Genomic DNA, 13,560 nt, shown 5'->3' with positions numbered 1-13,560 from the left:
CCAAGCTTGGATATCCTTTCCAATCAGGGCGAAATGGGCAGCAGAATAGCGCGTCATATCAACTCCGTTAGCATCGAATTGTAAAATCGAATCAACAGTCAATACTCAGCTATCATTTAGTTTTTCGACTGACAGTTAACAGTCAACAATAATTTCCGTTGCACCGGAATTGATATCAATTGACTCCTGATAAGCTTTGGAAGCAATCATGTATCCAACGGAAGAGGGTGTAGTGGAGTAGAGCGACTTTTCTTTTTGTGATTATATTCTTCCGATACGCCAAGATAATCAGATGGTTGATATCTACCGAATATCTCAGCGAAAAGGTTAGGCAATTTTCGATAAGGAGAAACACCCATATCTTTAAGCATGATGTCAATATATTGTTGAAAGCGAGTATTAATCGCACAGGATCGCGAAGGTTCAAATTGAATATTTGCGCGTTTCCACTCGCGGATATATTCAATACTTTTTTCCATATTTTCGCAGGAAGGTAACTCAAGTTCACCACGCAAGTAAGCACATAGCCATTGTGTGGCAATTTCGACTGCTGGCACGTGCATATATCCATGATTGAACCCGGCAAAGGCAATGCCAGGAATGCGAGGATGAAGCAAGTGGCGATATAACTGCACGCCATCGGATTCGGTTTCCAACATTTTTCGATATTTATCAGGCAAAAATGGAAAAATCGGCGTTTGCGAACCCAAAGATAGAACGACTACATCGCATGGAATCTCGCAACCATTTTTCAACTTTACTGCTTCTGGCGAAAAACCAGATAATTCTGCACGGTGGGGCGAGATTTTTCCTTCTGCAATAAACGGATAGTAATTTTCAGGCGCAACCGCTGTGGCTGAACGCAAATCAGGCAATAGTTTGTGGTCTGGTTGTACAGCTTTGATTCGACCCTGGGCGGCTTCGCTTTTTCCAGAAACATTTCGCTGAACTTGAAAGCGGAAGATGGATGCAATCAAATCCCAAAAAGCTGAAACAATGAAGCCAAGGCGATTGTGCAGGAAACGTTCAATGGCGGTTGGATGCGCCCAACTTGTCATCATCACTGTCCCAAAGCGGCTGAATAATGCGTAGGTAAAATGTACGCCCAAAATCCATTCGGGGATAAGCCAGCGCGGTGTACGAAATACATGATTTACTTGCGCGCCTTGTTTTGCTGCGAAAGTGGCCATGTCCAAGGCGCTCTTTCCGAAGCCAACGATTACAACTCGTTGATTATCAAATATATCAAGCGTGTGAACATCCCGTTCAGTGATGATTTTCCCGCCGAAATCTTCGATACCTGGAAATTCAGGTTTATACTTTCCTTCTGTATATTGCCCAACTGAGATAACGACGTATCCAAATAATTTTTCGTGAACGCCGTCCTGGTTTTTATATCTTAATAGCCAGCCATCTTCTGTTTCTTTTAGTTCGATAACTTGGTGATTTAACCGCACATCAAGCTGTAGATGGTTGACCGCTTGCCCCAAATAATTCAGGATTTGTTCTCCGGTGGGATGTAAATCAGGTGTGAATGGCCAGGGAAAATCTGATAAATGATACTGTTCCCTGATATTTTGCAGGTGTACGTTTGGGTATGCAACTGCCCATACTCCGCCCATCTTTTCGGATTTCTCAAAAACAACTGCTTGGAAGCCATTTTTCTTGAGAATATTGGCTGTCGTAATGCCTGATATTCCCGCGCCAATAATGGCAATTGGCATACCGTTTTTGTATTGCATATATTTGACTCTCCTGATTAGGTAGGGTTATTAGAGTAATTGTCCTGACGGAGTGACAAAAAACCGGAAATCCTTGCACTAAGAATGGTTTAAATTGATCGCTCTCAAAAATACAGAGGCGTTGTCACCCCGTCAGATCCGCGACCTTAACCCCAACTGCTGATAGTAGCTTAGTTGGTTATAGACGCTTGGGGGAGAGGAATCCTTGCAGTCTGGCTGCTACAACCTCAGTTGAGGCGAGCTGGCACTTTCCGATCGCCCCAAGGATGTAACTAATAACTAATAACTAATAACTGCTTAATTAACCAAGCGATCGCCCCTTAAACATCAGCAACCTGCTCAACATCGGGAATCTGCGGTCGCTGCACCATCACAACCGGAATTTTCAGTTTCCTAGCCGCAGCAATTTTAGCATAAGTAGCGCCGCCGCCGCTGTTTTTGCTAACAATTGTATCCCTTTGATATTCTAATATCAATTGCCGCTCGTCTTCCAATGAAAAAGGCTCCCTTGCTAATAACAATTTACCGTTAGGTACAGGAGTATTTAGTGCAGGATGATCGATCGCCCGCATCAAAAACCAAATAGTCACTGATGTAGGATGCGTCAGGGAAAACGATATTACCCGAAATCAGGGCACGGCACTGGCGTTTCCCTACAAATCCGGCGATCGTTACATCCGATCCGCTTGATTTTACCCTTTACCCGAAATTAGGAAACCGCAGTGCAGTTTCCTTAAAATTAACCGGGCAATCGTTATATCCGATCGCGCGAGCGCCCAGAACTCCGCAAGATTCTGATGGAGTTCTTCTCTATAATTTTCACAGTGAGGACAAACTATTCTTGACTCTACAACACGAGCGTCGAAAGTAAATTTCTCCTTCAAGTTGAGGACAAGTTTCCACCTTGACTCCAGGCAAGTCTCATCGAGAGTCTAAATGAAAATTCATCACTCTAACTGTATTGATTGCTAGATTTTACGCCATAAACTCAGGAGAGCCTTTCCTTCTGCCTCCTGCCTCCTGCCTCAAAACTCCAATTTCTAGCTTGGCTGCAAAAGTGAGATGCTCCCTACATACCTTCGCGCTCTGGCGCGATCGGGCGATCGACAAGATTGCTGTAAGGAAACCGCACTACCCTTTCCTGACTGCCGTTTCCTTACTCACAGTTTTTTTAAAGTCGCATAAATTTTCAGTAAATACCGATCTACACACTCCCCAAACCCAAAGTTAAAATATAGCCAATAAAAAAAAATAGCTCCTCCTAGCTGTTTTTTTTGCCCGCTAAATATTAGGGAGTGCATCTACGTGTCAATAAATAAAACGCTCAAAGGCAGAGCCACTACACCTGCCGCAGGTTTTACAATGATTGAGCTATTGATAATTATTTTAATCATAGGAATATTTTGTGCGATCGTCGCCCCCTCTTGGCTAATGTTTATCAACAATCACCGTTTAAAGGTATCGCTCGATCGAGCTTATTGGGCAATGGAACTTGCCCACAGCAACGCAAAACGCGACAAAATTTCATGGCAAGCCAGCTTCAAACAAGTAGGAGAAAATGTACAAATAGCCGTTCACCCAGCCGACATCTCCCCCGGCCAAGTAGCAGCCAGTCAATGGGAAAACCTAGAACCGCAAATTCAAATAGATACAGATGAAACAACAGTGCTCCAAGTAAATGAAAGCAACGAGCAAAAAGCAAACGGCCCAATCCGGCGCGTCATGTTCAACCACAGAGGTTGCCCCGTATCTCGAAGCGACCACGACTGCACGCTAACGAGTATAAGAGCCAAAGGAACCCTAACACTATATCATCCCAACTTAAGAAACAGCCAACGCTGCATCATTATCTCCACTCTTTTAGGACATAAACGCACCTCCAAAAGACAGCCCACAGCTCAAGACAAAAGATATTGTTACTAACTTATTTGGGAGTAGGGAAACGGCATTACCGCGGCCTCAATAGCCTTGTTGTTGATCGTTAGATCCGATCGCGCGCTCAATTATTTTGGGGTAGGGAAACGGCATTGCCGTGCCCTCAATAGCCTTGTTGTCGATGCTTATTTTCGAGGTCAATCCCTGACGCAACATCTCAGATATAATCAACTACTTCTTACTCGGCGCAATCTTCTCAATAGAAATCAGCGCCTCCATCACCGACTCCACAATCGGCGCCGCCACCGTACCCCCCGAACCATCCTTCGGCTCATCAATCACCGCCAAAACCACATACCGAGGAGCCTCCACAGGCATTATCCCCACAAAGCTAGTAATAATCGCCTTGTCAGAATAACCCCCACCAGCATTAGCTTTTTGAGCCGTACCCGTTTTTCCAGCAATCCGATACCCAGGAATTTGTGCAGCTTTCCCCGTACCACCATCAACCACAGTTTCCATCATTTCTAACACCTGCTTAGTAGTTTCCGGCGAAAAAACCTGCTTAGGAACCGGCCTCGGAAGCTTCCAATAAGCTTCACCGTCCCTATCAAAAAGTCCCCGCACAACGTGAGGAGTCACCAACTTGCCACCGTTAGCCAAAGCGCCGTTAAGCTGCACCAACTGCATCGGGGTAATCGAAAAACCTTGCCCAAAGGCGGTAGTAGCAACTTCCACCGGAGAGTTAATAAATTGCTCTCGATTTTTAAGCTGACTGGTTACTTCAAAAGGCAAATCAGTTCCCGCAGTTTGTCCGAGGCCGAGTTTTTCTAAAGCTTGATAGTAAAGAGAAGCTTTCATACTTCTCATAACGTGCACCATTCCCACATTGCTAGAATGTTTCAAAATCTCAGTAACAGTGGAAGGGCCGCGCGCGCCTACGAATTTGTAATCGGAATTTTGGATAGTCCAGCCATCCATGTAAATTCGACCTTCGTCCTTAAAGACAGTATTAGGTTTCACCGCACCCGCTTCCAGAGCGATCGCCACATTAATCGCTTTAAAAGTCGAACCAGGCTCATAAACATCAGTTACAGCCCAATTTTTATAGCGCGACAAATCGAAATTAAAATATTGATTCGGGTCATAAGAAGGTTCCGCTACAACTGACAGCAATTCTCCGTTACGGGCATCCATCACAATCACTGTGCCCCGCTTCGCATCGTGTTGCTTCATTTTTTCCTTGAGAGCAACTCGGGCAGCCCGCTGCAAGCGAGTGTCGATCGTCAATTGCAATTTCAAGTCATCAAGCTGCACAAATCCGGCCGTCAGCCGATCGGGAACCCAATTCCCATTGCTCGACCTGCTAAACTGAATCGACGGCATCGATCGTTCCAACAAATTCTGCTGGCTGTATTCCACCCCCGCTTGTCCCTTCCGTTCCCCGTCCACATAACCGAGGATATCCGCCGCCAACTCCTGCTGCGGGTAAAAACGCTGCTGCTGCCGCAGCAACTCCAAGCCATCGACCAGACTCTCTTTAATTTGGATCTGAGCGACGCGATCGGCAACCTCTTGAGGCAGAGACTCCGCAATTGTAATACCGCTTTCAGCAAGATTAAACCTGCGTATCAATTCAGTTTCCGACGTAGTTCCCGGACTCAGATCGATCGCCAGCATCGGAGCCAATTTAGCAGCAATTTCCGCCTTCGAGTGGTTAAACAACTTCGGGTGAGCGTAGAGCGTGTACACCTGTCTGTCGATCGCCAAAACATTTCCTGCGCGATCAATTATCGGGCGTCTCGGTACAAACGGCTTCGTTTTGAGAGTTTGCTGCTGCTCCGCCTGTTTACGCAGCGCCGGAGCTCGCGTCACCTGCAAATAAAACAAATTCACAGCCAGCCCCAGCCCCCCCAGCATCAACACCGCCCACACGGCCCACACACGGAACTTGCTGCGCTTTAAACGCTCCACCGGTCGCCCCCAAGATGCAGCCGTCTGTTGTGGCGATCGGCCGAAACTGCCCGAAGATCTAGGTTTGGCTGGTTTTTCCCGCCCAGTACGCGCGGCGAAGCTATCCCGTAAGGAATCGCCCGCCTGTTTTGTGCGTTTGAAATTCGGCGATCTGTAGCGGTCAAAACGGGGGTCGTAGCTCATGGCATTAAAAATTCAATAGCAAGTTAGAGCGTTTTAGAATTTATAATTTATAACTTAAATCTTAAAAGATAAAATTTACAACTTGGGAATGAGCAGTCCCTATCAGGGTTGGCATCACACCTAGAGTTGGATTCTGTTTTTTGAAGTGGTCTTAATTATTTTTAATCTGTAACTTCCGGTTGGAAGCAGAAAATCGATCGCGACTTGCAAAAAAGTCAAAAAGGAAATTAGAGCCTCCAATTCTCAGGCCCTCGGACACTCAGGCCCTCGGGCGCTCTCCGCTTTGACACAGGTTTAATAGCCCAGCGGTGTTTCCACACCGGCTCCCTTCTTGAGAGCGGGTTCAGAATTTGGTGCCGCAACGGGCGATCGAGTTTCAGGGGCCGGCTGCAAGAAAATCGTGTCCCCAGGATTCTGCGGAGCCAAACCGGTTTCGGGATTTTGGGCTTCTTTAGCCAGTTGGTGTTTCAAGACTTCGCTAGAAGCACTCAATTGCTGTTCCCGGAGGCGCAGAGTTTCCAGTTTTTGATACTCCTGACTCCAGCGCTGCTCGCCGTAAACAGTCAAGCCGTAGAGACTCAGAGCACCGCCCAAAAGCATAACTGCTACCACTGAGGAGGCGCGCTGTGCCTGCAGGAGCGATCGCAACCACACTGGCTGCTGCTGGCGATTGGGCAGGACTTTGATCACCGATGAGGACGATCGAGCCTGAGCCTGTTCGTCGGCTGGCGAGTAGTTGGGCAATACCGGTCCTGTCTTCGCCCGCCTAGCTCGGGCAATAGAAGTAACTTTGCTTTTGGCTGCGCCAGCAGCGGGCTTGCGGGTCGATCGGGAGCGGGGAGAATCGGGGGATCTGATAGCAGCGGTCATAGAGTTCACCAATACGTAAAGTGGGGTAGCTTCAGCTTGATTGAGGTTAAGAGTTTTTGTCTCCCAGATCGCCAGTGGTGGCCATCTGCGTTCGATCGGTTATCCTTACCAAAGATACCTCACAAGCCAACCAACCCATCCTACCACTGGTCTCTTTGACTTCAGGATTTGCCAAAAAAAAGAAATCTTTGCTGGTTAGCGAGAATCTATGTGAAATTTATGAATAAATGCAGTATTGTAATCAACGAGCGAATCGTTGAGCTATTCGTGCCAGCATTGTTTCTCAAGTACACTATTCCCTTCCTTGCGATGGGTTTTCAATGTTAAGGAGTTTTTATGAACAAGGGATTAATTCGTTTGACTTTGGTAGTGGGCTTGGCAGTAGCCCTCGGCGCCTGCGGAGGTCCAGATTCCACCAGCCCCAGCTCCCCTAGCCCCTCTCCGGGCGGTCCTGGCAGCACTGGCACTACTACTACTCCCCCTGCTTCTTCTGCATCTCCAAAGGCCACTCCAACTACTAGCCCTGCTCCTACTCCTAAAAAGCCCTAATTAGGGCTCTGCCGGAGTCGGTGCCCAACGAGCCTAGTCTCGGGGTGAAAAATGGTTCGCTCCTCGCATTTTTTCATCTCATCGGTCTAGGTCTCAAGTTGGGTGGTAGTGATTGTCTGATGCTTGTACTACTAAAGTTCAGTACGTCCCGTTACCGCAGCAAAGTCCGCTGATTCGCTGCGTTACAAGAGCATTCCCTTTCAACTATAAAATTTGACTCCCAGCCTGCACGTTTTGAAACTCAAGCCTGTGACAGGATGTTTGAGGACATTGCCAGTGCTGCTGCCTCAACTGAAAATTAACTGGAGGATCTCGCAGACTCGACGAAAATTTTGCACTCGATCGAGTCTCGCTTTCCTTCCCCGCCGCTGTTCCCACAGACGAGAAAAAAGCAAGCTGAGGCTTGGATGCTCGAAGACTGGCTCGATGAAAGCATCGGCATTGCTACTCGATTTGTTGACTACGAGTTGCGCGCCGGTGCGGGCAAGCAAATCGACCCGTCTGTTTTGAGCCAGTTAAGTGATTCTATTGGCGCCGCGCCAGTTCGGTATTAACCCTGCCTCGGCAGAACTCGCTCCAGTGGCGCCTGAGTGCTGCTTTAAACCTATTGCACCGTCGCTGGTAGGATGGTGCTAGTTTGGTAGGCGATGCCTTGAACAGGGCAGATATTGCTTGCTGCTGTCGCCATGCTGAGTCCTTTAGCTTGGATTCCTCAATACCGAGTTGAGAATCCTTCGCTGTTTGAGCGTATTGCCCAAATTCACCGACTTTGTGGGGAAACCCAGCCTCCGGGAGGTGAAATTCTACCGTTCGGGCGATTGTCCCTGCCTGAAAATTCCAGGTAAACTATTAACTCCTCCCCAAGACTTACTCTGCTGGACCCTGCGGCAGCGGCAAATCGACAATAATTTAAAAAAGTGGTATATCACATTTTAATAAAAAGTCAAGGATATTTTGGAAAAAATATAAATTTTTCAATTTGTTTTAATATTTCTATACTTAGATGTTAGCAGTAAAACCCCAGCTAGGCCACCGGCAAGGCAACCGCCTGCTGTGTGTGCAAGGGAACGGCTGGATCTGCTGCAGGCAAAATTATGCTAATCAGTGGTAGGATCAGCGATCAAAAATGTATCGAAATGTAAAGTGCAGCGCCGCTCTAGGTTTTGAAAGCCATTTAGTTAAAAGATTGAGGTAAGTAGTTTTATGCCCGCGACCGTCCCCTTTGAACAGATTGACCGCATTGTTTGGAATCAGCACCACGATCCATTTGAAGTGCTAGGCCCTCACGCGATCGAAGAAAATGGCAAAAAAGTATGGGTCGTCCGAGCTTATCTGCCGAATGCGGATGCGGTATCCGTAGTTTTGCCGGAGGCCAGGGCCGAATACCCGATGAAATCAGAGCATCACCCTCACTTTTTTGAATGTACGATCGACACCCCAGAACTAGCAAACTATCAATTGCGGGTCAAAGAAGGGGAACACGAGCGCTTCATCTACGATCCGTACGCCTTTCGATCGCCCAAACTCACAGAATTCGACCAGCACCTATTCTCAGAAGGCAATCACCACCGCATTTATGAAAAACTCGGGGCGCACCTCACCGAGGTAGGGGGGATCACAGGAGTATATTTTGCCGTTTGGGCCCCGAATGCCCGAAATGTATCAGTTTTAGGAGATTTCAACTATTGGGACGGCCGCAAACATCAAATGCGGAAATCGCAAAACGGCATCTGGGAATTATTTATTCCGGGACTATCCGTGGGAACTTCCTACAAATACGAAGTGAAAAACCAAGACGGACATCCCTACGAAAAGTCCGATCCTTATGGTTTCCAGCAAGAAGTGCGGCCGAAAACAGCATCAATTGTCACGGACTTAGACACCTACACTTGGAACGACAGCGCTTGGATGGAAAAGCGGCGGCACACGGACCAACTGACGCAGCCGGTTTCGGTTTACGAATGCCACATCGGTTCTTGGCTGCACGCCGCTACTGACGAACCCGCCGTGCTACCAAATGGGGAAATAGAACCCCCCGTGCAGGTTTCGGAACTCAATCCCGGGGCGCGCTTTCTGACTTACCGGGAATTAGCCGATCGGCTGATACCCTACGTCAAAGATTTGGGATTCACTCACATCGAAATGCTGCCCATCGCGGAACATCCTTTCGACGGTTCTTGGGGCTATCAAGTCACCGGGTATTTCGCCCCAACTTCCCGCTACGGCAAACCTGAAGATTTCATGTATTTTGTTGACCAGTGCCACGCCAACGGCATTGGCGTACTCGTGGACTGGGTACCGGGACATTTCCCCAAAGACGGCCACGGCTTGGCTTTCTTTGATGGAACTCACTTGTACGAACACGCCGACTCCCGCAAGGGCGAACACAAAGAGTGGGGAACCCTAGTCTTTAACTACGGCCGCAACGAAGTGCGGAATTTCCTAGTATCAAACGCTCTGTTCTGGTTTGACAAGTACCACATCGACGGGATTCGCGTAGATGCCGTAGCCTCGATGCTTTATTTGGATTACTGCCGCGAACCTGGAGAATGGCTGACCAACCAGTACGGGGGTCGGGAAAATATCGAGGCGGCCGATTTTCTGCGACAGGCGAATCACGTCATTTTTAGCTATTTCCCAGGGGTGCTGTCGATCGCCGAAGAATCTACCTCTTGGCCGATGGTATCTTGGCCGACGTATGTGGGGGGTTTGGGCTTCAACCTGAAGTGGAACATGGGTTGGATGCACGATATGCTCGACTATTACCACATGGACCCGTGGTTCCGCCAGTTCCACCAAAACAACATAACTTTCAGTATGTGGTACAACCACAGCGAGAATTTCATGCTGGCTTTGTCCCACGATGAAGTAGTGCACGGCAAGGCTCACATCATCGGGAAAATGCCAGGGGACGAATGGCAAAAGTTTGCAAACGTGCGGTGTTTGTTTACTTTTATGTTTACTCATCCCGGAAAGAAAACGATCTTTATGGGCATGGAGTTCGGCCAGTGGCACGAGTGGAACGTTTGGGGAGATTTGCAGTGGCAGTTGCTGCAATTCGAGCCGCACCAAAAGTTGAAGCTGTTTTTTAAAGATTTGAACAATTTGTACCGCAGCGAAAGGGCACTTTACAGTCAAGATTTTGCTGAGGATGGGTTTGAGTGGATTGATTGCAGCGACAATCGACACAGTGTCGTGGCATTTGTGCGCCGAGAGAAGGATGGGGACGAGTTTGTGGTGACGGTGTGCAATTTTACGCCCCAGCCGCACTCTCACTATCGCGTAGGAGTGCCGGAACCAGGTTTCTATACGGAGTTGTTTAACAGCGACGCGCGGGAATACGGCGGCAGCAATATGGGGAATTTGGGGGGCAAATGGACTGAGGAGTGGTGGTTCCACAACAGTGCTTATTCGATCGACTTGTGTTTGCCACCTTTGGGTGTGTTGATTTTAAAGCTCGATCGGGCAAAAACAACAGCAAAATCTCAAGAGTTTTAAATTGTGAGTCGTGAGAGTTTTGAGTTAAGAAGAATCAAAACTTGATTAAACCTAAAAATTTGAGGGTATTCAGAAACCCGGTTTCTCCAAGAAATCGGGTTTTTTTGTTTTGTTGTTGTGGTGAATATCTGGACGGGGTTATCAACCCGTCAAAAGACCTACTGATGGCGGAGCGTTGCATAATAGGGGGACGATTTTGATTTTTTTTGTAGGTTTGCCCATGCTCCCGAAGGCGTGTATTTTCACAGCAGGCGGGACGCTTAACCCATACTCCCCACAAGAATCATCCTCCAATTGTGCCAAGCCGAATCAATGATAATTAGGCGCAATAAACTACCATTTTTTCTGATGTGTATCAGGGCTATGTTCTTGATTATATCTATGTTCTGAGGGGGTTGTCATCCAGGGAAGTGCGTAAATCATGTTCTTTTTTAAGTGGTATTAATTACCAATGCCAATTTTTGATTCCCAATTTTTAATGCCCAATTTTTAATTTCGAGTATCGGAAGCCCCAAGATTATAAGAAACTTTAGACGGTTCAACTGTTACTACTTCCGAAATAGATTGTTCGGCTGCTACCTCTAAAGTTGGCAGTGGTAGATGCTTCATTTCCCAAACTTTCAGCAAAATTAGATATTCATAAAAAGCTTGCAGCGTGCACCAAGCCAATCCCGCTTGGCCGTCAAGAAATCCGCCCAGTAAAATATACATATAGAAAAAGCGCACCACAGGCCGCAAAGGCAAGCGCAAAGAAAAATCTTTCAAAGCGCGGCGCCTTTCCACCTCCGACGCGCCAAACAATAAATCCCACCAATTTACTTGACCCGCTTCTAATTGACGGAGAGTTTCAGCCGCCTCGTCAGTCGAGTAGCGGTTGTGCTTTTCAATCCAGCGGGAAAGACCTTTGCTGCAAGTATAGTGAGGGTAAGTTTCCTTCAAAAAGTGAGTAGGCCCGTTGCAGACTTCCCGTTCAGTGTGACCGTAGTCAGTAAACCACACTCGGTCTTTGCGAAAGAGACGCATTTGATAGCGGGGATATTGAGTGCTGCGGCGAATCCAGCGCTCCATAAATATTACTTTTTCAGCTACGTAATAGCCGATATATTCTTGACTTTCGATCGCCTTTAAGCATTCAGCAAACAGTGCAGGCGTCATCCGCTCGTCAGCTTCGAGGATATAAACCCATTCGTACTTGCACGGGACTTCTTGGAGCATCCAAGTCCGCTGGCGTCCGTGAGTTTCAAAGCGGTGCTGCACTGTTTGCACGGCATAGTTCTGAACAATCTCAAGGGTGCGATCGGTGCTGAAAGAATCAACTACAATGATATCGTCACAAAGCAGTGCCGATTCAATGCAAGCGGCGATATCAATCTCTTCGTTGTAAGTCAGAATATAAATTGAGAACATTCCCAGCTTTCAGTAAGGGCAAACTATTGGGTAAACAAACTATTTCTCAGGGATGTCTCGACCAGCGCTATCCCTGCCAGCGCTGGTCAATTTTTCCGGCGGCCGAACCGCAGAATTCCCATGCTTCTCAATCCCGTCCAACCAACAGTAATGTAGCCGATCGCTAAAAGCAAACTGGTGATTCCCGTCTGCAAACTCGAATTTCTCGATCGAGTTCTTAACTCTTTTTCTTTTTGTTGCTTGCGGGTGCGAATCTCATTACGAGCTTGAGTGGGAAGTGATTGAGCTTGCTGTTCCAGGAACTTGTCGAGGGCTTTCGGGTCATTTTTCGACTCCTGAAGCACAGCTTTCAATTCCTTGGGAACCTCTGGACTCTTGAGTGCTTGTTGCAGCTTCCCGTCGTCTTCCAGCAGCGCCCCTATCTGGCTGCGACGCTGGCTTTTGAGCTGTTCTACCTGCGCTTTAAATTGAGGGCTTTTAAGTTGTGCCTCAAGTTGACCTTCCGCTTGTCCCGCTTCTTGATCGACTTGAGCCAGAGCATCCTTGAGTTCCAAACGAGTATTGTTGAGGTGAACGGGAACCAGAGATAGGTAAACTAGACCTAACAAGCTGGAAATCAACAGCGCCCAGAATCGCAAGTCCAGCCAAACGTTGCGTCGCTCAATAGAGACTCCACTGCTGCTGTCAACCCAAAAACCAGTCATCAGGAGGGCGATACCGATCAAAGGAATAATGCCCTTGTCAACTATCTGAGTTGCAGCAGTCAACTGCCAGCCTCGATTGAGAAGGTCTGAAGTTTCTCCCGGCAGCGACAGAACAATGCAGTCAAGCAAAGCAGAGAGAATCAAGATAATCCCAACTACTTTTAGAGTTCGAGCAGCTACTGAAGAAAATTGACGGCTATTACTTGCTTTCATAATTTGTGTTAGATAATTCTACACCGTTAGATTCAATGGGGTAGTTGAGTGGATTTTGTTCAAGGAGTTAAGCTATTTTCCACCAAAATAGCTGCTTCGGGTACCGACCTCGACTTTCCTCTGGGTTTTCACAAGCTGCGGTTGCGACCCAAAAGGTCGAGTTTCTGCACAGCTATATAGAGTTGGACACAGGAGGCTGCGCGCTTCTGGGATGGCTGTAAGGCTTGGTCAAGATAGCGCCCAGAAACTGCTGCAAGCAACTGCTGGCTTCTTCTATAGTCTGGCGAATCCAGCGTAAAGATGAGCTCTGCACGCTTAGGTTCCAGCTTTTAACTAGCTTTCGCTCGCGCGGCGGTGTCAGAAATAATAGACACAGGAGGAGCGCGTTTCGCTGGGTTTCACCCCCTAGGGTTCTCACTACCCGATCGCCTGCCCGAGGCGGTGGAACTAAATCCCTTGTCTTATAGTAATTGATATAAGAGAGGGCGGGAATAAATAATTGTTTACCAACCTTTTTAACCTCCACTTACCAACAGCAAGATACG

Annotated in this window: 10 protein-coding genes; 4 read left to right on the top strand and 6 right to left on the bottom strand. The window is 47.6% G+C overall.

Going from position 1 to position 13,560, the window contains the following annotated elements; genetic code table 11:
- Window positions 1-206: 206 nt before the first annotated feature.
- Window positions 207-1,742 (bottom strand): NAD(P)/FAD-dependent oxidoreductase, encoded by a 1,536-nt coding sequence (locus QUB25_RS09155; protein WP_333063013.1) that lies wholly within the window; start codon window positions 1,740-1,742, stop codon window positions 207-209.
- A 320-nt stretch (window positions 1,743-2,062) separates the two neighbouring features.
- Window positions 2,063-2,332, bottom strand: a complete 270-nt coding sequence (locus QUB25_RS09150; RefSeq protein WP_333182886.1) for a precorrin-6A/cobalt-precorrin-6A reductase — start codon at window positions 2,330-2,332, stop codon at window positions 2,063-2,065.
- 772 nt (window positions 2,333-3,104) lie between these two features.
- Here QUB25_RS09150 and QUB25_RS09145 point away from each other — a divergent pair.
- A complete protein-coding gene (locus QUB25_RS09145; protein ID WP_333182885.1) occupies window positions 3,105-3,665 on the top strand; it encodes a transcriptional regulator in 561 nt (186 codons plus the stop codon).
- A 183-nt stretch (window positions 3,666-3,848) separates the two neighbouring features.
- Here the strand turns inward: QUB25_RS09145 and QUB25_RS09140 are convergent, their stop codons facing one another.
- Together QUB25_RS09140 and QUB25_RS09135 are read right to left on the bottom strand one after the other, a co-directional pair.
- A complete protein-coding gene (locus QUB25_RS09140; RefSeq protein WP_333182883.1) occupies window positions 3,849-5,774 on the bottom strand; it encodes a penicillin-binding protein 2 in 1,926 nt (641 codons plus the stop codon).
- A 294-nt stretch (window positions 5,775-6,068) separates the two neighbouring features.
- Window positions 6,069-6,644, bottom strand: a complete 576-nt coding sequence (locus QUB25_RS09135) for a hypothetical protein (RefSeq protein WP_333165890.1) — start codon at window positions 6,642-6,644, stop codon at window positions 6,069-6,071.
- 881 nt (window positions 6,645-7,525) lie between these two features.
- Here QUB25_RS09135 and QUB25_RS09130 point away from each other — a divergent pair.
- From QUB25_RS09130 to glgB, 3 genes are all read left to right on the top strand, one after another.
- The gene (locus QUB25_RS09130; protein WP_333182881.1) at window positions 7,526-7,747 is read left to right on the top strand and encodes a hypothetical protein; all 222 of its coding nucleotides are present in this window, start codon (window positions 7,526-7,528) and stop codon (window positions 7,745-7,747) included.
- Window positions 7,748-7,861: 114 nt separating this feature from the next.
- The gene (locus tag QUB25_RS09125; protein ID WP_333182879.1) at window positions 7,862-8,038 is read left to right on the top strand and encodes a hypothetical protein; all 177 of its coding nucleotides are present in this window, start codon (window positions 7,862-7,864) and stop codon (window positions 8,036-8,038) included.
- A gap of 358 nt (window positions 8,039-8,396) precedes the next feature.
- Window positions 8,397-10,691, top strand: a complete 2,295-nt coding sequence (glgB, locus tag QUB25_RS09120) for a 1,4-alpha-glucan branching enzyme (protein WP_333182878.1) — start codon at window positions 8,397-8,399, stop codon at window positions 10,689-10,691.
- Between the two features lie 489 nt (window positions 10,692-11,180).
- Here the strand turns inward: glgB and QUB25_RS09115 are convergent, their stop codons facing one another.
- Both QUB25_RS09115 and hpsJ-B read right to left on the bottom strand, forming a co-directional pair.
- Window positions 11,181-12,098 (bottom strand): glycosyltransferase family 2 protein, encoded by a 918-nt coding sequence (locus tag QUB25_RS09115; protein ID WP_333040020.1) that lies wholly within the window; start codon window positions 12,096-12,098, stop codon window positions 11,181-11,183.
- Window positions 12,099-12,184: 86 nt separating this feature from the next.
- Window positions 12,185-13,015, bottom strand: a complete 831-nt coding sequence (gene hpsJ-B / locus QUB25_RS09110) for a hormogonium polysaccharide biosynthesis protein HpsJ (RefSeq protein WP_333040022.1) — start codon at window positions 13,013-13,015, stop codon at window positions 12,185-12,187.
- Between the last annotated feature and the right edge of the window lie 545 nt (window positions 13,016-13,560).

The sequence above is a fragment of the Microcoleus sp. B3-D7 genome (assembly GCF_036705305.1).
Classification (GTDB): Bacteria; Cyanobacteriota; Cyanobacteriia; order Cyanobacteriales; family Microcoleaceae; genus Microcoleus.
Note: the sequence above shows the minus strand (reverse complement) of the source record. Positions and strands in the feature narration are given on the sequence as shown.